The following is an 18,253-nucleotide window of genomic DNA, read 5'->3' on the forward strand; positions in this document are numbered from 1 at the left end:
TTACCGCGGCTTGCCGGCTTGGTGCCAGACCGGATGTTGGCACCCGACGGCCCTATGGATTGAGCCAACCGAGGCGGACCTCGGCGAAGTACCGAAGTCTAATCCTCGCAATGCCTGGCAATATGCACGCGGCGCCAGCTGGTCGAGCCTTCCTGCACCACCACCCGGCGCGCCATCCTCTGGTATGACGGCGCTATCTGGGTGACGTGCCGCCGCTCGGGCCGCACCAGCACTTCATGGGCGACGCTTTCATATTCGGCCGGCAGCACAACCCGGCGTGTGCGCTCCGGTTCAAGCATCACCGTTTCGGCGACACGCGCGTAGCGGGCCTTGCGCCACACCTTGCACAGCACCTTGCGGCCGTGGATGACGCGCCATTCCCAAGCATAGCCGCCATCGTCGACCTGGACCGTGCGGTAAACGGTGCGGGTTCTCGCCGGTACGATGTCATAGGTGACTCGGGGCGGCGCGATCTGCTCGACGCGCTCCATGGTGCCATAGATCGGCGGATCATAGTCGACCAGCTGCCCGCCGGGACTGACCATGACGTCTTCATAGACGGTGTCATAGAGCGCCGGCCTGTGCACCGGCTCATAGCATTCGGCGGCCCGGCCGTCGGCAACCGCATCGGACACCATGCCGAGACCGGCAAGGCCGGAAATGGCGAGGCAAACAGTTTTCCTGATCATGGCACTCCCCCTGTTTGAACGCGAGAAGGTGAGGTTCAACGTTGAACTGTAGGGGATGGTTCTCCGGGGGAAAGCGGTTTCGCCGCGTTTCGTTAAGCGACGCGGTTAAGGAATTGCTACACCGCAAAAACGCCGCTGGCCGCGTTCGGACTTTCCCTTGCGCGGAAACCTTGATTCGACTTAACCAGATGGCTAGGAGCAGGCGGCCTTGCGCTAGGGTGAGCCGGCATCCTATTTACATTCTAACCATCAAGAACCGATTCTGCCCGATGTTCCGGCGCCGGAATCCCCATCTCCAAAAAGGGTAGTCCATGAAGAACCCCGTCGAAACCTACATGAACCTCGTTCCGATGGTGGTCGAGCAGACCAATCGCGGCGAGCGGGCCTACGACATTTTCTCGCGCCTGCTGAAAGAGCGCATCATTTTCATCACCGGCCCGGTCGAAGACGGTATGGCGACGCTGGTTTGTGCACAGCTTTTGTTCCTCGAGGCCGAGAACCCGAAGAAAGAGATCAATCTCTACATCAACTCGCCGGGCGGCGTGGTGACCTCGGGCATGGCGATCTACGACACCATGCAGTTCATCAAGCCGGCGGTGTCGACGCTGTGCATCGGCCAGGCGGCGTCGATGGGCTCGCTGCTTCTGACCGCCGGCCACAAGGACATGCGTTTTGCCACGCCGAACGCCCGTATCATGGTTCACCAGCCTTCCGGCGGTTTCCAGGGTCAGGCCTCCGACATCGAGCGGCACGCGCAGGACATCATCAAGCTGAAGCGCCGCCTCAACGAGGTCTACGTCAAACACACCGGCAAGAGCTACGAAGACATTGAAAAGACGCTTGACCGCGACCATTTCATGACAGCCGACGAAGCCAAGGATTTCGGCCTCATCGACAAGGTCATTTCGTCGCGCGAGCCGGTCGAAGGCGCTGCGGCATAAGCGCTGCATGGCAGTTGCGTGGCTGGATAACGCGCTTTTGCTGGGATTTGCGGCATTTCGGCCACAATTGGCTGTTCCCTCGGTGGATGGGATTGCCTACGTTAAGGCTATGTTGATTTTCGACGGCTTAGCTTTGTGCAGGGTTGGCGCGAATCATTGCGACGTTTTCTGATTTGTGTTTCGTACGGAATGCGTTGCGGGAGCCGGGACACTGGCGGCGGCGAATTCCCGCGATAGATAGAATATGCGCCCTTTCAGCCAGACCATCGGCGGGCGGCCATGAAAGGACAGGAAAATGAGCAAAGTCGGCAACAACAGCGGTGATTCGAAGAACACGCTTTATTGCTCGTTTTGCGGCAAAAGCCAGCACGAGGTGCGCAAGCTGATCGCCGGCCCAACGGTGTTCATCTGCGACGAGTGCGTGGAGCTGTGCATGGACATCATCCGCGAGGAGAACAAGACCTCGATGGTGAAGTCGCGCGAGGGCGTGCCGACCCCGCAGGAGATCCTGAAGGTTCTCGACGACTATGTCATCGGCCAGCCCTACGCCAAGCGCGTGCTGTCGGTGGCTGTCCACAACCACTACAAGCGCCTGGCGCATGCCGGCAAGAACAACGACGTCGAATTGGCGAAGTCCAACATCCTGCTGATCGGCCCGACCGGCTGCGGCAAGACGCTGCTTGCCCAGACGCTGGCCCGCATCATCGACGTGCCCTTCACCATGGCCGACGCGACGACGCTGACCGAAGCCGGTTACGTCGGCGAGGACGTCGAAAACATCATCCTGAAGCTGCTGCAGTCGGCCGACTACAATGTCGAGCGCGCCCAGCGCGGCATCGTCTACATCGATGAAATCGACAAGATTTCGCGCAAGTCCGACAACCCATCGATCACCCGCGACGTGTCGGGCGAGGGTGTGCAGCAGGCGCTTCTGAAGATCATGGAAGGCACCGTCGCCTCCGTGCCGCCGCAGGGCGGCCGCAAGCATCCGCAGCAGGAGTTCCTGCAGGTCGACACCGCCAACATCCTGTTCATCTGCGGCGGCGCCTTCGCCGGGCTGGACAAGATCATCTCGGATCGCGGCAGGAAGACTTCCATCGGCTTCGGCGCCATCGTCGCTTCGCCCGAGGATCGCCGCACCGGCGACGTGTTCCGCCTGGTCGAGCCCGAGGATCTCTTGAAGTTCGGCCTCATCCCCGAGTTTGTCGGCCGTCTGCCGGTCCTGGCGACGCTGGAAGACCTCGACGAGCCGGCGCTGATCCAGATCCTGACCGAGCCGAAAAACGCGCTGGTCAAGCAGTATCAGCGGCTGTTCGAGATGGAGAGTGTCGACCTGACCTTCCATGAGAATGCGCTGTCGGCGATCGCCAAGCGCGCCATCGAGCGCAAGACCGGCGCCCGTGGCCTCCGCTCGATCATGGAAGCGATCCTGCTCGACACCATGTTCGAACTGCCCGCCCTGGAAGGCGTGCGCGAAGTGGTGATTTCGGAAGAAGTGGTGACCGGCAGCGCCCGGCCGCTCTACATCTATTCCGAGCAGAAGGAAAAGAAGGGCAACGTCAGCGCCTGATCTGGCATCTGGCCTAACCTTTTTATGGAACGGCGCCCGCGGGGCGCCGTTTTGCTGTGGTGAGGTACCGATCCTTGTGACGGAGTGGATGAACGAACGTGTCGACCCTTGATCTTTGCCCCTCGTGCATCCAACTAACATCGGAAGGCCGTGGTGCCGAATTCTGTGCTGTAAAACTCCCGTCACAAACGGTGGTAGGCGGAACGATCCCCGGTCGTTAATATGAGATTCGCGGTTGGCTCAATTAGCGGCCGCGACATGAAAGGTTGGACAATGGCCAAAATATCCAAGGCTCCCAGCGACGGCGTCTTCGCAGTCCTCCCACTGCGCGACATCGTGGTGTTCCCGCACATGATCGTTCCGCTCTTTGTCGGGCGTGAAAAGTCGATCAAGGCGCTGGAAGAGGTTATGGGTCAGGAAAAGCAGATCCTGCTTGCCACCCAGATGAATGCCGCCGATGACGATCCCGAGCCCGATGCGATCTTCGACATCGGCACGCTCGCCAATGTGCTGCAATTGCTGAAGCTGCCCGACGGCACCGTCAAGGTGCTGGTCGAAGGCGCTTCGCGTGCCAAGATCGTCTCGTTCACCGACCGTCCGGACTTCCACGAAGCTACCGCCACGGCGCTGGTCGAGCCGGAGGAGGAAGAGGTCGAGGTCGAGGCGCTCGCCCGTTCGGTCGTCACCGACTTCGAAAACTACGTCAAGCTGAACAAGAAGATCTCGCCTGAAGTGGTGGGTGCCGCCAGCCAGATCGACGACTATTCCAAGCTCGCCGATACGGTTGCTTCGCACCTCGCCATCAAGATCCCCGAGAAGCAGGAGATGCTGGCCACGCTGTCCGTCAAGGAACGGCTGGAAAAGGCGATGGGCTTCATGGAAGCCGAAATCTCCGTCCTGCAGGTGGAGAAGCGCATCCGCTCGCGCGTCAAGCGCCAGATGGAGAAGACGCAGCGCGAATACTACCTCAACGAGCAGATGAAGGCGATCCAGAAGGAACTCGGCGAAGGCGAGGACGGCCGCGACGAGGCCGCCGAGATCGAGGCGCGCATCAAGAAGACCAAGCTCTCCAAGGAGGCCCGCGAAAAGGCGGAAGCCGAGTTGAAGAAGCTGCGGACGATGTCGCCGATGTCGGCGGAATCGACCGTCGTGCGCAACTACCTCGACTGGATCCTGTCGATCCCGTGGGGCAAGAACTCCAAGGTCAAGCAGGACCTGGCGTTTGCGCAGAACGTGCTCGACACCGATCATTTCGGCCTCGACAAGGTCAAGGACCGCATCGTCGAGTATCTCGCCGTGCAAAGCCGCCAGAAGAAGCTGAAGGGGCCGATCCTGTGCCTCGTCGGCCCTCCCGGCGTCGGCAAGACCTCGCTCGGCAAATCGATCGCCAAGGCGACCGGCCGCGAATTTATCCGCATGGCGCTTGGCGGCGTGCGTGACGAGGCCGAGATCCGTGGCCACCGCCGCACCTATATCGGTTCGATGCCCGGCAAGGTCATCCAGTCGATGAAGAAGGCCAAGAAGTCCAACCCGCTCTTCCTGCTCGACGAGATCGACAAGATGGGCCAGGACTTCCGCGGCGATCCGTCATCGGCCTTGCTCGAGGTGCTCGATCCCGAGCAGAACTCGACGTTCATGGACCATTACCTCGAGGTCGAATACGACCTGTCGAGCGTGATGTTCGTGACGACGGCGAACACGCTGAACATCCCTGCGCCCCTGATGGACCGCATGGAGATCATCCGTATCGCCGGCTACACCGAGGACGAGAAGATCGAGATCGCCAAGCGTCACCTGATGCCCAAGGTGATCCGCGACCATGCCCTGCAGCCGAAGGAATTCTCCGTCGGCGAAGACGCGATCCGCGGCATCATCCAGACCTACACCCGTGAAGCGGGCGTCAGAAGCCTGGAGCGCGAGCTGATGAAGCTCGGGCGCAAGGCGGTGACCGAGATCCTGAAGACGAAGAAGAAGACGGTGAGCATCACGGCGGCGAACCTCGCTGATTACCTCGGTGTTCCGCGCTTCCGCTTCGGCCAGGTCGAGGCTGACGATCAGGTCGGTGTCGTCACCGGTCTTGCCTGGACGGAAGTCGGCGGCGAGCTGCTGACGGTCGAAGGCGTCATGATGCCCGGCAAGGGCCGCATGACGGTGACCGGCAATCTGCGCGACGTGATGAAGGAATCGATCTCGGCGGCGGCCTCTTATGTCCGCTCGCGGGCCATCGATTTCGGCATCGAGCCGCCGCTGTTCGACAAGCGTGACATCCACGTCCACTTGCCCGAAGGCGCCACGCCGAAGGACGGGCCGTCTGCAGGTGCTGCCATGGCGACGGCCATCGTATCTGTCATGACTGGTATTCCGGTCCGGGCCGATGTGGCGATGACTGGCGAGATAACGCTTCGCGGCCGCATCTTGCCGATCGGCGGCCTCAAGGAGAAACTGCTCGCCGCACTGCGCGGCGGCATCAAGAAGGTGCTGATCCCGGAAGACAACGCCAAGGATCTGGCGGAGATACCGGACAATGTGAAGAACGGTATGGAGATCATTCCGGTCTCACGTGTCGGCGAGGTTCTGAGGCACGCGCTGGTGCGCATGCCGGAGCCAATCGAGTGGGTCGAGCCAGTCAATCCGCCGGCTTCCACCGATACCGTTGACGATGCTGGAAAGTCGCTTGCACATTAGAAACTACTAAAGTTGCAGTGCACAAAGAGAGAGCCGGGCCTTGAGCCCGGCTTTTTCATGTGAAAAACCCACCATTTCCGGGCTTTTTTCAACTTTTTTCCGGCTTTTTGACTTGGGTTTGCGAGCGCTTCTTTCTAAAGTCCCTCTCCTGCCGGATGAGTCGAAAGTTCCGGTTTTCTCATGGAAGGGAATTTTTATGAACAAGAACGAACTGGTTTCCGCTGTCGCTGAATCCGCGAGCATTTCGAAGGGTGACGCACAGTCGGCGGTTGAGGCGGTGTTCTCCGTCATCACTGGCGAACTGAAGAAGGGCGGCGATGTACGGCTCGTCGGCTTCGGAAATTTCACCGTCTCCAAGCGTGCGGCATCGACTGGCCGCAACCCGCAGACTGGCGCGGAAGTGAAGATTCCGGCGCGTACCGTGCCGAAGTTCTCGGCCGGCAAAGGCCTCAAGGACGCGGTCAACTAAAAATTTTTCAGAGAATGTTGAAAAGCCGGGTTCGCCCGGCTTTTCTTTTGCCTCGATGGCGGCAGGCCGTCAGCCCGCTGAGGCGAGCCTTCAGCCCACCGGCGCATCCGCGCGCATCAGGCCTTCCTGCTTGAGGTCCGCCCACAGCGCCGCAGGCAGCTTGGCATCGAGCAGGGCGCGGTTGCTTTCGACTTCACTCGGCCGCTGGCCGCCGGGGATGACCGACACCACGGAAGGGTGCAGCAGCGGAAACTGCAGCGCCGCCTCGATCAGCCTGACGCCATGGCGCTGGCAGACGGCCTCGATGCGCCCGACGCGATCCATGATGTCCCTTGGCGCCTCGGAGTAATTGTAATAGGCGCCTGGCTTCGGCCCGGTCGCCAGGATGCCGGAATTGTAAGGACCGCCGAGAACGATGCCGATGCCGCGTTGCTCACAGAGCGGCAGGAAGGTGGCAAGCGCTTCCTGTTCCAGCAGCGTGTAGCGCCCGGCCAGCAGGAACAGGTCGAAGTCGCCACGCTCCGCCAGCGTCTGGCAAACCTCCCATTCGTTGATGCCGCCGCCGAAGGCCTTGATCACGCCCTGGTCGCGCAGCGCAACCAGTCCGTTGTAGCCCGAGGCCATGAATTCCTCGATGCGCTGGTCTGACGCCTCCTTGCTGCCATGGGTGAAGATGTCGAGGTCATGGACGAAAAGGATGTCGATGCGGTCGACGCCAAGCCGTTCCAGCGACGCCTCGAACGAGCGCATGACGCCGTCGTAGCTGTAGTCGTAGACCTCCTTGCGCGTCGGTGTGTCGAAGAACTTGCCGATGCCGGTTCGTTCCTCCGGCGGGCAGGCGCGCAACAGGCGACCGACCTTGCTCGACAGCACATAATCGTCGCGCTTCCTGCCGCGCAGGAAGGCATTGAGCCGTGTTTCGGCAAGGCCCAGGCCATAGAGCGGCGCGGTGTCGTAGTAACGGCAGCCGGTCGCCCACGCCGCCTCCAGCGTGGCGTTGGCATCCGCGTCGGGGACGGCGCGGTAAAGGTTGCCGAGCGGCGCGCTGCCGAAGCCAAGCTCGGTGAAGTCGAGGCCGCCATTGCCGATGCGGTCGAAATGCCGTGTCTTCATGTCGTGCTGATTTCCTGGATTGATTGTCTGACATGACACTATCACGCCGCTGGCTCAGCAAAAGCCGCCATGGCCGTTGGACAGGCATTTTCGCGGTGATAGCATGAACAAAAACAAGCCTTTTTCCGAAAGCGCGCAACCCGAAATCACCGGCCACAAACCCAGCCGGACAGATGGGACTCTCATGACGAATGCCGGCTCGGATATGTTTTCGACCGCCCTGCAAGAGCTGGGCGCCGTACTGGCGCGCGTCGACGAAGCCGGCATCGACACCGCCTGCGAAACCCTGGCCCGCGCGCAAAAGATCGTCGTCTATGGCTGCGGCCGCGAGGCCTTGCAGCTCAAGGGTTTCGCCATGCGCCTCTATCACCTTGGCCTTGAGGTGTCGGTGGTCGGCGACATGAACACGCCACCGCTTCGCCCAGCCGATGTCTTCCTGGTCAGTTCCGGCCCGGGCGAGACGACGACGGTGCTTACCTTGATGCAAGTCGCCCGCCAGGCCGGCGCCACCGTGCTTTTGCTCACCGCCGAGGCAGGCAGTAGTGCGGTCGCGCTTGCCGACTTCACCTTGCTGATCCCGGCGCAGACCATGGCGCGTGACCAGGGGCCACAAAAGACATCGCTGCTGCCGATGGGCTCGGTCTTCGAAGGGGCGCTGTTCCTGCTGTTCGAGGTGATGGTGCTGAAGCTCAAGGCGCTGACCGGCCAGTCGTCCGAGGCCATGCGCACCCGCCACACCAACATGGAATAGATCATGCGCTACGAACTGATGTTGCCGCACCAGATCCGCAAGGCGATCGCCGAGAACTGGCCGGTCGCTCTCCCGCTCGGCGTGCTCGAATATCACGGCGAGCACATGGCTGTCGGCATGGACACGCTGGCCGTCGTCAAGACGCTGGAGCTCTACGAGAAGGAGGCCAACATCGTCATCCTGCCGGCTTTCTACTACGGTGCGGCGAGCTATGTGGTGGCAGCACCTGAAGGCAACGGCTCGGTGCAGGTCGGCGGCAACCAGCTGGCGCCGTTCGCCGAAGAATTGTTCTACAGCCTGCTGCGCATCGGCTTTCGTAACATCAACGCCATCATCCACCACCAGACCGAGAACTTTGCCGCCGGCATGCCGACCGATCTCGCCTTCAAGGCCGCCGGCCGCCAGGCGATTTTCCGCTTCCTCGAGAAGCAGCGCGGCGAGGGCTGGTGGGGCTCAGACGAGATGGCCGATTATTATGCCGGGCACGCCGCCGGCGAGAATTTCTTCAACTGGGTGCAGGTGCACCCGCTAATGTCGGCTGCCATGAACGGGAAGTATCCGTTCGATCACGCCGGTGTTGGCGAGACATCATTGATGCTGGCACTGTGTCCGGAAGCGGTCGATGCCGGGCGTTTTGGCGAGAATACCGCGTGGTATACGGCCAGTGCGCCGGAGGCCTCGGCGGAGCTAGGGCAGAAGGGCGTCGCGATGATCATGGATCACCTGAGGGCGATATTGGGGCGCTAGCAGACAAAGTCGCTCTGTAGCGATCCTTCACACCCCCTCTGTCCTGCCGGACATCTCCCCCGCAAGGGGGGAGATCAGATGTCATTTCCGCTTTCGCCAATCACCTACGTCGCAAGAAAAGCGATGCAGCCAAAGCTGCCGATCTCCCTCCTTGCGGGGGAGATGGCCGGCAGGCCAGAGGGGGGGTGCTGTCCCGCCGAGGTCAACAGTAGAGGGGCACGCCGCCTCTCGCCCTACTTCACCGCGCCCGCCGTCATGCCCATGATCAGATACCGCTCAAGCGCAATCCCGATGACCGCCAGCGGTGCGATCGCGGCGGTGGCAAGCGCCGCCATCGACCACCAGTTGATGCCTTGCGAGCCGGTCTGGCTCGCCACCATGACCGGGATGGTCTTGGCGTCGGTCGAGGTCAGCAGCGCGGCGAAAAAATACTCGTTCCAGCACAGCACCATCGCCAGGATGAAAGCGGCGACCATGCCCGGCAGCGCAATCGGCATGACGATGCGGAAAAAAGCGCCCCAGATCGAGAGGCCGTCGACCAGCGCTGCCTCCTCGAGCTCGACCGGGATCGAGTTGAACTGGTCGCGCATGATCCAGATGACGATCGGCAGCACCATCAGCGTGTAGAGCAGGATCAGGCCGATGCGTGTGTCGAGCAGACCGACTTCCCGGTAGAGCACCAGGAAGGGCAGGGCCAGCACCACCGGCGGCAGGATCAGCTGCGACAGGAAGAAGAAGGAGATGTCCTCGTTCTTGAACCAGGCGAACTGATAGCGGTAGCGGGTCAGCCCATAGGCGGCGAGGCTGCCGATGACGATGGCGAGGCTCGACGCGCCGACCGAGGTGATGACCGAATTCATGAAGCGCTTGAAAAACTCCTCGCGCACCGTCGAGGTCTGGAAGATCGAATCCGGCGACAGGCCGAGCGAGCGCCAGCCCTTCCAGTCCGGCTGGAAGTCGACGAACGGGATGAGGTGTCCTTGCGTGACGTCGACCGCGGTCTTGAACGAGGTGGTGATGGTCCAGTAGATCGGGAACAGGCAGATGAAGGCCCAGAACGCCAGCGCGCCATAGATGAAGATGCGATTGGCCAGAAAACCCAGCGGTGAGCGGATTTCCGAGGCAGCATAGTCGGTGGTCTGGACGCTCATTGTGCCTCGTCAGTTCACGTTGCGCACGAAGCGATTGGCGAATTTCAACAGCCAGGTCACGAACACGACGATGATGACGAGATAGGCCATCGCCAGCATGGTGCCGTAGCCGACATTCGAGCGGTCGCGGTATTCGCGGTAGATGAAGCTCGACACCGAATCGGTGGCGCCGCCAGGCCCGCCGGAGGTCACGGTGATGATGATGTCGGCGAGCTTCAACTTGAAGATGATGCGCAGGATCACCGCCGTGACCGACACCGGCAGCATCAGCGGGAAGGTGACCTGCCAGAAAGTCTGCCAGGGCGTGGCGCCATCGACGCGCGCCGCTTCCAGCACGTCGCGCGACATCGCCTGCAGGCCGGCAAGCAGCATGATCATCATGAACGGGATGAAGGTCCAGGCGTCGAGCACCATGATCGAGATGCGGGCGGTGATCGGGTTGGAGAAGAAGGCGGGGTTCTCCCAGCCGAGATGGCGCGCCAGCGTCGCCGCCGGCCCGAAACGGTACTCCATCAGCGATTTGCCGATCATCCAGGATACCGCGACCGGCGACAGCATCAGCGGCATCAGGAAGACGACTCGGAAGAATTTGCGCGCCCGGATCTGCGCGTTGAGCAGCAGCGCCAGGCCGAAGGCAATCACATACTCAACCAGCACGGCGAGCACATAAAGCACCATGTTGAACAGCGCGTTGCGGTAGTAGGGATCGGCCAGCATCTGCCAGAAATTGTCGAGCCCGTTGAACTTGCGGCCGGAAAAGGACGACAGGTTCCAGTCGGTCAGCGCGATATAGAAGCCGAACAGCGTCGGGAAGATCACCATGGCGATGGTGAACAGCAGCGCCGGCAGCAGGAACAGCGCGCGCTGGCCGTCCTCGCCGCGCGTCAGCACCTGGCCGATGCCGAGCGCCACGCCCCACACAACATAGGCGTAGACGATCGGACGCCAGGTCTCGAAGCCGAGCGTGGTGATCTCGTTCTTGTAGAGGATCTCAAACGCGATCACCGCCAGCAGGCCAAGCGTGGCGGCCGCCATCAGGGCAAAACCCGCCCGCTTGCGGGCCGGCGAGATCAGATCGGCTGGGCCGGCGTTGGCCGGCCATGCATTGGTGGTCTGGTCTGCCACGCGTCCCCGTCCGTTTAAAAAATCAAGCCTGCGACCGGCCCGAGCCGGTCAGGTCCGGCGGCTTGCACCGCCGGACCTGTTGTCACGATAGGATCAGCCTACACGCCGAGCGAGGCCTTGTAGAGCTTGATCTGGTTTTCGCGGCCGATCTGGTCGGTCAGCTTCTCCCAGGCCGCGGCAATGGCGTCGGCGCCTTCCTGCGCCTTCATCTTGCCGGCGAATGTGTTGGCCAGAATGTCCTCGGCAGCCGAATAATACTGGAAGATGCCGGGGATGCGCGGCTCGATCGCCGCGTTCGGATGGTTGTAGCTGTCGGCTTCCGACTTCAGATACGAGGTGATGAACGCCTCGTCGTAGCCTGCCGCCACCCATTCGGGAATGTCGAAATGCGAGTTGCGGTAGGGCTGGAAGCCGGACGGATACATCGCCGTCCAGATTGACAGGTCCTTGCCGCCGAGATGAGCGGCGGCCGACCACGCCGCTTTTTTCTTCTTTTCGTCAGTATCGACGCGGGCCATGACGTAGACGCCCCAGCCGAGATAGGCGCAGTTCGGCGCATAGTTCGGGCCGCTGGCGAGTTTGTCCCAAGCGCCGGTCTTGGCATTGTAGACGTCGTCGGACCCCGGCAGGATCGAGAAGCCGGTGACGTCGCCGATGACCGAGCTATCATTGGTCTTGACGTTGGAGCCGACGTCGCCCCACCAGGTGACCATCGAACCGGTGCCGGCCAGGAACTGCTGGAAGGCTGTCGTGTTCGGGTCGGCGTTGATCTGGTCGGCGGGCTCCGACGGCAGCGCGTCGATGACGTCCTGGATGGCGCGCACCCAGGCCGGATTGTTGATGCGCGGCTTCATCGTGTCGGCATCGAACAGCCAGGCCTTGTCGTCGGGATGCTTGGCATAGGCGGTGGCGCGGCTGCCGAGGAAGTAGAAGCCGAAACCGCCCCAGGCCTTGGGCGCATCGAGATAGCCGAAGACGTCCTGGTCCTTGAACTTCTTGCCCTTGAGGAATTTTGTGACGGCCTGGACTTCCTGCCAGGTCTTCGGCACACCCCATTCGGTGGCCGCGCCGCCGTCCTTCCACGCCTTGGCGAGGTCGGCATCGGCAAAAACGTCGGTGCGGTAATTGAAGTTGTGCGCATCGCCATCGACGGTGATCCGGTACTGCTTGCCGTCCCAGGTGCCGACCGGCGGCTGCAGATAGGCCACGACATCCTTCATGTCGATCTGCTCTTTGACCCAGTCGGGCATCTCGGACGTCAGGCCCTTGCCGCAGACATCGCCTTCGAAGGGCGCGCCCATCTCGATGATGTCGAAGTCGACGGTGCCGGTGGCGATCGACTGCTGCAGGCGGGCATTGTAGTCGGCCTGCGCCAGGTCGATCCAGCTGATCTTGGCGCCGGTATAGGCCTCCCACGGCTTCAGGAAGCCGCGGAACAGCACATTGTGCAGGTTCTGGTTGTTGAGGCCCATGAAGGTGAGCTCGACGCCGGCGAATTCGCCTTCCTTGACGTTGGCCTTGGTGGCTTCCAGGCAGAGTTCGCCGACCTTCTGGAAATCGGCATCCGTCGGCTGACCCTTGCCGACGCCGGGGATCTGCAGAATTTTGGAGCGTAGCTCGCTGGCGGCTTCAGCCGGGCGGGTGAAAGCGCCGAGCCCAGCGCCCGATGCGGCGGCGATCGCGGCCATCGAGGCCGCGCCTTTGAGTATGTCACGCCGGGTGGCACCCGCGCGGACGAGTTTTTCGTACAGACCGACTCTCATCTATTCCTCCCAGAACAACAGTCGTGAATTAAAATGCCAATCCCTCCGACGCCGAAACGTCGGCGGTTCTCCTTTATCATACGGGGACGTGGGACCCCACCCTGCGTCGCCTGGAGCTCCGATTTTCGGATAAAAATCCGACTGCCGGATTGGCAACAGCCAATATTTGCGTAATCGATTACCTTGTCAACACGAATGGCTTTTTATCGATAACATACCGACTTGCCCTTGCCGTTGGCAATGGCTAGCTTCACCGCGAGAAAAGGGGGGACGATGGCTCAAGTCGCGATCAGCAATGTGGCCAAGGCGTTCGGAACCGTCAAGGTCCTGCACGAGGTCAGCGTCGACATCGCCGATGGCCAGTTCGTGGTGCTGGTCGGCCCGTCGGGCTGCGGCAAGTCCACGCTGCTCAGGATGGTGGCCGGGCTGGAGACCGTCTCCGGCGGCACGATCGCCATTGGCGAGCGCATCGTCAACAATCTGCCGCCGGCCAAGCGCGACATCGCCATGGTGTTCCAGAACTACGCGCTCTATCCGCACAAGACGGTGGAGCAGAACATGGCGTTTGCGCTGAAGCTGCGCAAGACCGATCCAGCCGTGGTCGCCGAGCGGGTCAAGCGCGCCGCCGACATTCTCGACCTCAATCCGTACCTGAAACGTTATCCGCGCCAGCTATCCGGCGGCCAGCGCCAGCGCGTCGCCATGGGCCGCGCCATCGTGCGCAATCCGCAAGTCTTCCTGTTCGACGAGCCGCTCTCCAATCTCGACGCCAAGCTGCGCGTGCAAATGCGCACCGAGATCAAGGAACTGCACCAGCGGCTGAAGACCACCACCATCTACGTCACCCACGACCAGATCGAGGCCATGACCATGGCCGACAAGATCGTCGTCATGCGCGATGGCCGTATCGAGCAGGTCGGCGCGCCATTGGAATTGTTCGACCGGCCGGCCAATCTGTTTGTCGCCGGCTTCATCGGCTCGCCGTCGATGAACCTGCTCAAAGGCGTGGTGCGCAAGGGCGACAAGGTCGAGATAGCAGGCACGCTGTTCCCGGTCGCGGCCGGCAGCGCCGCCAAGGAGGGCCAGGCCGTGGTCTATGGCGTGCGGCCCGAGCATCTCGAAATCCATCCCGACGGCGTGCCGGCAAAGATCTCGGTGGTCGAACCCACGGGTTCCGAAACGCTGGTCTTCGTGCGCTTCGGCGACAGCGGCGAGATGGTGGCGCTGTTTCGCGAGCGCCACGACTTCAAGCCCGGCGACACGCTCAATCTCAAGCCGCGCCTCGACCAGGTCCATCTCTTCGACGCCGAGACCGGCAACCGGCTCTGATTTCCAATCGACTTTGACCAAACTGTTTGACGAGGACTGCCATGCTCAAAGGGATCAACCCATTGCTCAATGCCGATGTGCTCCAAGCGCTCAGGGCAATGGGACACGGCGACGATCTGATCATCGCCGACACCAATTTCCCCGCCGATTCGGTGGCAAAGCAGACCGTGCTCGGCAAGCTGCTGCGCATCGATGCGCCGGCGGCCGATGTCGCCAAGGCGGTGCTGTCGCTCTATCCGCTCGACACTTTCGTCGACGACGCGGCCGCGCGCATGGAGATTGTCGGCAAGCCGGACGAGATTCCGCCGGTGCAAAAAGAGGTGCAAAAGGAGATCGACAAGGCCGAGGGCAAGGCCTGGCCGATGATCTCGGTCGAGCGCTATGCCTTCTACGAGCGCGCCAAGAAAGCCTATTGCGTCATCCAGACCGGGGAGCGCCGCTTCTATGGCTGCTTCGCCTTTCGCAAGGGCGTCGTGCCGCCGGACGCCGAGTAGGGCCATGGCGTCGGGCAAGCCTGTAGTCATTCTGGGCGTTTTCGTCGCCGACACCGCTTACCGGGCCGATCGACAGCCGCGCATGGGTGAAACCATTCTTGGTAATTCCTTCAAGCTGGGACCTGGCGGCAAGGGCTCGAACCAGGCGGTGGCGGCAGGCAAGCTCGGCGCGGACGTCACCTTCCTGACCCGGCTTGGCGTCGATGCTTTCGCCGACATGGCCAAGGCGACCTGGGCAGAGGCGAGCGTCAAATCCGCCGTCATCGACACGCCGCAAAGCTATACCGGCGCGGCCTATATCTTCATCGAGGAGACAACCGGCAACAACGCCATTATCGTCAGCCCGGGTGCAGCGATGCTGATCTCGCCTGAAGACATCGAGGCCAATGCCGGCCTGATCCGTGGAGCCGGCGTCTTCGTCACCCAGCTCGAACAGCCGATCGACGCGGCACTGCGCGCACTCGAGATCGCGCGCGGGGCAGGGGTGACCACCATTCTCAATCCGGCGCCAGCGGCCAAGCTGCCGGACCGCAGCTACACGCTGTGCGACTATGTGACCCCCAACGAAACCGAGGCCGAGGAACTGACCGGCATCAAGGTTTCTTCGATCGACGACGCTCGCCGCGCCGCCGACAGCCTGCTCAAAAAAGGCATCGGCTCGGTCATCATCACGCTCGGCGAAAAAGGCGCGCTGCTGCACACGGCCGCTCGGTCCGACCATGTCCCGGTGGTCAATGCCGGCCCGGTGGTCGAAACCACCGGTGCGGGCGATGCCTTCAATGGCGGCCTGGCCGCCGCACTCGCCAAAGGCGTGGAGCCGCTGCAAGCCGTCCGCTTCGCCTGCGCCGTCGCCGGCATTTCGGTGACAAGGCCGGGTACGGCGCCATCCATGCCGACGCTGCATGAGGTCGAGGCGCTGCTGGCCGAGGGGTGAGGTCGTTGCGGGAGAGATCGAGTTCAGATCCGACCGGATCTGAATTGCCTCATGCAAGACCATGATTCTAGACGATTATGTCACATTTCTCCTGAGGAGAAATGGCGCGAGTGACGGGGCTCGAACCCGCGACCTCCGGCGTGACAGGCCGGCGAAAACGCCTGATTAATCAACGACTGATTCAATTCCTTACGCTCTCGAATTTGCGGGAAAAAGCGCGAAATTGAAACATGCTTATCAGAACTCCTCGTCGTAATCCGCGAGTCATTAACTTCCGATCCTCAGCTTATCGACGACGCGTCCGGGGGGTGCACGATCCTTCTGACGACGACGGGCACTGCGCGCGCGTATTTGTAGCAAGCCGCCAGGCTGAAGCTACACAACCGCCGGGCATGTTACTGCCTCGGATCATTAATTTTTCGCTAGCGTTTGATTAAGCCCCTTAGGGCCGGACGTCTGGGCGTTTTGTAATGCACGGCAATAGCCGGGCGGGCGCCGGTCGCCTCCGTCATGTCGCCGCTGCGCCGCGTCAGGCTTCTTTCTCACCAAGCCCGAAAAGTGTTTTCGAGAACTCCCATATCGTCTCCGCGCAAGGTTTTGCACCAATGCAGCGAGAGCTTGGGGCAAGGAGCCCGGCATTGATCGCCAGGGCTCCTGAGAGAACGGTGGACTCGGCGTCAGAGTCTCGTCGGTGGCCTTTTTCCAAGTGCCAGATTGAGGAGCGACACAGCTTCGTCGCGGCCAAGTTCGGAAGCCCATGTGTTCATCGTGCAAAAGCGCGAAATCTCGTAATGCTCGAGGGCTTGGGCAACAGCTAGAAGGCCGGCATCTAGTGCAGGCGCGCCCTTGTATTCTTCCATGATCTCGGCGCCCATCCGTGATGCCGACGATAGCCGCGCAGGTCTTTGCCTGTGGCTTCTTGCCGATCTCTTCGAGAACTCTGGGGCCTATTAGCTGCCGTTCAGCATTCGCCCCGAAATCGCGGTCACGCGTCTGGTGCCACCGTCGCCCATTGCTCGCCCAAATTGCAGATCCTTAGCGGGAGAGCGCTTCTGCTCTCACCACTCGCAGGCACGAGATATTTCGGTGTTGGGCGTGATGCACCTTTTTTCTCCGTCGATCAAAAATGGTGGGGCGGGAGATTCGCTCCCTTTTCGCGCCCCCTAAAAGCAGACGCTTGATTCGTTGACTGACCCTTAGGCGAAATTGTCTGTCCGCAAGCCAAGTATGTTCCGGAAACCAACAAGACCATCAGCGTCGAGTCGAGAATATCATGGCCGACAAGGATGCCTGTCATCCCTCCAGCAACGTATATTATGACGGTGACCACCATTATGGTGGCGCCAAAACGTTCCAGCGGATCAGCACTGATGCGCAGGACTCTTGTCGCATTCCGGATCGTCACGACGAATATTGCAGCCAATGTCAGCGCACCTGCGAGTCCGGCCTGCACCAAAGCCGTAAGGAAGCCGTTGTGAAAGTGGTTGAAGCCTTCGGTGGCGCCAAAGCGCTGTTTGAACCCCTGCCTTGAAAGCATCCGGCCGGCGGCCATTCCGTGACCAAAAAGGGGCGCTTGGCGAAAGGCATCGAGCCCGACGTCCCACAACCCGACCCGCAACCCGAGCGGCGTGGTATAATCGCCGTTGACGGCGAGGGCATTCCAGTCCTCGAACAGGACATGTGTGCGATCGGCGACAATCGGAGACGTAATTGCCGTGATGATCAATGTCGATGCGCCGGCAATCACCAGCAACTGCTTCATGTCTGATCGGAAGACCCTTTCGCGATGGGTCACAAGCACCGCTACCAGCGCGATGAGCAAGGCCACCCAGACCATGCGCGAGCCCGAGTAGAGTGTCGCCACCACACCGGCAAGCGCGGCGGCCGTGAGCGGCTTCCACGCTTTCTCGACCCCAGACAGAGCACCTGTAAGACACATCATCACGGCCAGGCAGGTGACCGTGGCAAACACGATGGGGTTTCCGGCCCCACCTTCGGGTCTCAGCATCCCAATCCAGTGGTATTGGACGATGGCCAGCACCAGTGCCCCGACACATGCTGCGGCGCTGGCACGAACGGCAGTGCGTGCGAGGCTCTCCTTGTCCATGATGCTCCACGTCGAATAGGAAATCGGGAACAACAGCAAGGTCATCAGGGGCAAGAAATGAGTGGCATCGGCCCGCAGCGTCCCGTTTACGATCGACGCCAGGATCTGGGCGGCGCAATAGGCATAGATGGCAGTGGTCATGGCAAGCATAGGCCGATCAATGTTAAGGCGCCGCCGGCCGGCCGCCAGCAGCGCCAATGACCAGAGCGCGCCGCCATGGAAGACGAAGCTCACCACCGAACCGAATACCGGCGGCGAAAAGAAGCAGGCGATCGAGAAATACTGGTTGACCTGGTCAGTCGTGAAATGGCGACGGAGCGATTTAAACAGGGTTCAATGCCTTTGTTCGTTGGCTTCCAGGTCGCCTGAGGGTCGGTTCGAACGA

The 18,253-nt window shown here is 61.5% G+C and carries 16 protein-coding genes; 9 read left to right on the forward strand and 7 right to left on the reverse strand.

Annotation, left to right across the window (positions count from 1 at the left end; all coding sequences use genetic code 11):
- Positions 1-98: 98 nt before the first annotated feature.
- Positions 99-689, reverse strand: coding sequence for a hypothetical protein (locus tag NKI96_RS00585; RefSeq protein WP_352802523.1), 591 nt, complete (start codon positions 687-689; stop codon positions 99-101).
- Between the two features lie 311 nt (positions 690-1,000).
- Between NKI96_RS00585 and clpP the strand changes: the two genes are divergently transcribed.
- From clpP to NKI96_RS00605, 4 genes are all read left to right on the forward strand, one after another.
- Positions 1,001-1,630, forward strand: coding sequence for an ATP-dependent Clp endopeptidase proteolytic subunit ClpP (gene clpP / locus NKI96_RS00590; RefSeq protein ID WP_023682306.1), 630 nt, complete (start codon positions 1,001-1,003; stop codon positions 1,628-1,630).
- Between the two features lie 295 nt (positions 1,631-1,925).
- Positions 1,926-3,200: an ATP-dependent Clp protease ATP-binding subunit ClpX gene (gene clpX / locus NKI96_RS00595; RefSeq protein WP_023682305.1), complete on the forward strand. Its 1,275-nt coding sequence runs from the start codon at positions 1,926-1,928 to the stop codon at positions 3,198-3,200.
- Positions 3,201-3,473: 273 nt separating this feature from the next.
- On the forward strand, positions 3,474-5,885 hold the full coding sequence (lon, locus tag NKI96_RS00600; protein ID WP_023682304.1) for an endopeptidase La: 2,412 nt from the start codon (positions 3,474-3,476) through the stop codon (positions 5,883-5,885).
- A gap of 196 nt (positions 5,886-6,081) precedes the next feature.
- A complete protein-coding gene (locus NKI96_RS00605) occupies positions 6,082-6,354 on the forward strand; it encodes an HU family DNA-binding protein (RefSeq protein WP_023669423.1) in 273 nt (90 codons plus the stop codon).
- A gap of 90 nt (positions 6,355-6,444) precedes the next feature.
- On the opposite strand, the gene NKI96_RS00610 is transcribed toward NKI96_RS00605, so the two are convergent.
- The gene (locus tag NKI96_RS00610) at positions 6,445-7,467 is read right to left on the reverse strand and encodes an aldo/keto reductase (protein ID WP_023669424.1); all 1,023 of its coding nucleotides are present in this window, start codon (positions 7,465-7,467) and stop codon (positions 6,445-6,447) included.
- 184 nt (positions 7,468-7,651) lie between these two features.
- On the opposite strand from NKI96_RS00610, the gene NKI96_RS00615 reads away from it, so the two are divergent.
- The gene (locus tag NKI96_RS00615) at positions 7,652-8,218 is read left to right on the forward strand and encodes an SIS domain-containing protein (RefSeq protein WP_023689464.1); all 567 of its coding nucleotides are present in this window, start codon (positions 7,652-7,654) and stop codon (positions 8,216-8,218) included.
- Between the two features lie 3 nt (positions 8,219-8,221).
- Positions 8,222-8,965 carry a creatininase family protein gene (locus NKI96_RS00620; protein ID WP_352802526.1) on the forward strand — a complete coding sequence of 248 codons (744 nt, stop codon included), beginning with the start codon at positions 8,222-8,224 and terminating at the stop codon, positions 8,963-8,965.
- 233 nt (positions 8,966-9,198) lie between these two features.
- Here the strand turns inward: NKI96_RS00620 and NKI96_RS00625 are convergent, their stop codons facing one another.
- From NKI96_RS00625 to NKI96_RS00635, 3 genes are all read right to left on the reverse strand, one after another.
- Complete coding sequence (locus NKI96_RS00625) at positions 9,199-10,116, reverse strand: carbohydrate ABC transporter permease (RefSeq protein WP_023669427.1); 918 nt, start codon at positions 10,114-10,116, stop codon at positions 9,199-9,201.
- Between the two features lie 9 nt (positions 10,117-10,125).
- Positions 10,126-11,241: a carbohydrate ABC transporter permease gene (locus tag NKI96_RS00630; protein ID WP_352802529.1), complete on the reverse strand. Its 1,116-nt coding sequence runs from the start codon at positions 11,239-11,241 to the stop codon at positions 10,126-10,128.
- A gap of 98 nt (positions 11,242-11,339) precedes the next feature.
- On the reverse strand, positions 11,340-13,004 hold the full coding sequence (locus tag NKI96_RS00635; RefSeq protein WP_023669429.1) for an ABC transporter substrate-binding protein: 1,665 nt from the start codon (positions 13,002-13,004) through the stop codon (positions 11,340-11,342).
- Between the two features lie 273 nt (positions 13,005-13,277).
- Between NKI96_RS00635 and NKI96_RS00640 the strand changes: the two genes are divergently transcribed.
- The 3 genes from NKI96_RS00640 to rbsK are packed head-to-tail and all read left to right on the forward strand — an operon-like array spanning position 13,278 to position 15,761.
- Positions 13,278-14,333, forward strand: coding sequence for an ABC transporter ATP-binding protein (locus NKI96_RS00640; protein WP_023689461.1), 1,056 nt, complete (start codon positions 13,278-13,280; stop codon positions 14,331-14,333).
- A 41-nt stretch (positions 14,334-14,374) separates the two neighbouring features.
- Entirely contained in the window at positions 14,375-14,827 is a 453-nt protein-coding gene (locus NKI96_RS00645) for an RbsD/FucU family protein (RefSeq protein WP_023693301.1), read from the forward strand.
- A 4-nt stretch (positions 14,828-14,831) separates the two neighbouring features.
- A complete protein-coding gene (gene rbsK, locus NKI96_RS00650) occupies positions 14,832-15,761 on the forward strand; it encodes a ribokinase (RefSeq protein ID WP_352802531.1) in 930 nt (309 codons plus the stop codon).
- Positions 15,762-16,438: 677 nt separating this feature from the next.
- On the opposite strand, the gene NKI96_RS00655 is transcribed toward rbsK, so the two are convergent.
- Positions 16,439-16,636 (reverse strand): DUF892 family protein, encoded by a 198-nt coding sequence (locus NKI96_RS00655; RefSeq protein WP_373420122.1) that lies wholly within the window; start codon positions 16,634-16,636, stop codon positions 16,439-16,441.
- A gap of 245 nt (positions 16,637-16,881) precedes the next feature.
- A complete protein-coding gene (locus NKI96_RS00660) occupies positions 16,882-18,102 on the reverse strand; it encodes an O-antigen ligase family protein (protein WP_245260552.1) in 1,221 nt (406 codons plus the stop codon).
- Positions 18,103-18,253 lie beyond the last annotated feature (151 nt).

Origin of the sequence: Mesorhizobium sp. M0292 (genome assembly GCF_040321695.1) — a bacterium.
In the GTDB taxonomy this organism is placed as follows: Bacteria; Pseudomonadota; Alphaproteobacteria; order Rhizobiales; family Rhizobiaceae; genus Mesorhizobium.

What these genes read in the sequence shown, in the direction of transcription:
- NKI96_RS00585 (WP_352802523.1), bottom strand. Translation starts at nt 689, where the DNA reads ATGATCAGGAAAACTGTTTGCCTCGCCATTTCCGGCCTTGCCGGTCTC.
- clpP (WP_023682306.1), top strand. Translation starts at nt 1,001, where the DNA reads ATGAAGAACCCCGTCGAAACCTACATGAACCTCGTTCCGATGGTGGTC.
- clpX (WP_023682305.1), top strand. Translation starts at nt 1,926, where the DNA reads ATGAGCAAAGTCGGCAACAACAGCGGTGATTCGAAGAACACGCTTTAT.
- lon (WP_023682304.1), top strand. Translation starts at nt 3,474, where the DNA reads ATGGCCAAAATATCCAAGGCTCCCAGCGACGGCGTCTTCGCAGTCCTC.
- NKI96_RS00605 (WP_023669423.1), top strand. Translation starts at nt 6,082, where the DNA reads ATGAACAAGAACGAACTGGTTTCCGCTGTCGCTGAATCCGCGAGCATT.
- NKI96_RS00610 (WP_023669424.1), bottom strand. Translation starts at nt 7,467, where the DNA reads ATGAAGACACGGCATTTCGACCGCATCGGCAATGGCGGCCTCGACTTC.
- NKI96_RS00615 (WP_023689464.1), top strand. Translation starts at nt 7,652, where the DNA reads ATGACGAATGCCGGCTCGGATATGTTTTCGACCGCCCTGCAAGAGCTG.
- NKI96_RS00620 (WP_352802526.1), top strand. Translation starts at nt 8,222, where the DNA reads ATGCGCTACGAACTGATGTTGCCGCACCAGATCCGCAAGGCGATCGCC.
- NKI96_RS00625 (WP_023669427.1), bottom strand. Translation starts at nt 10,116, where the DNA reads ATGAGCGTCCAGACCACCGACTATGCTGCCTCGGAAATCCGCTCACCG.
- NKI96_RS00635 (WP_023669429.1), bottom strand. Translation starts at nt 13,004, where the DNA reads ATGAGAGTCGGTCTGTACGAAAAACTCGTCCGCGCGGGTGCCACCCGG.
- NKI96_RS00640 (WP_023689461.1), top strand. Translation starts at nt 13,278, where the DNA reads ATGGCTCAAGTCGCGATCAGCAATGTGGCCAAGGCGTTCGGAACCGTC.
- NKI96_RS00645 (WP_023693301.1), top strand. Translation starts at nt 14,375, where the DNA reads ATGCTCAAAGGGATCAACCCATTGCTCAATGCCGATGTGCTCCAAGCG.
- rbsK (WP_352802531.1), top strand. Translation starts at nt 14,832, where the DNA reads ATGGCGTCGGGCAAGCCTGTAGTCATTCTGGGCGTTTTCGTCGCCGAC.
- NKI96_RS00655 (WP_373420122.1), bottom strand. Translation starts at nt 16,636, where the DNA reads ATGGGCGCCGAGATCATGGAAGAATACAAGGGCGCGCCTGCACTAGAT.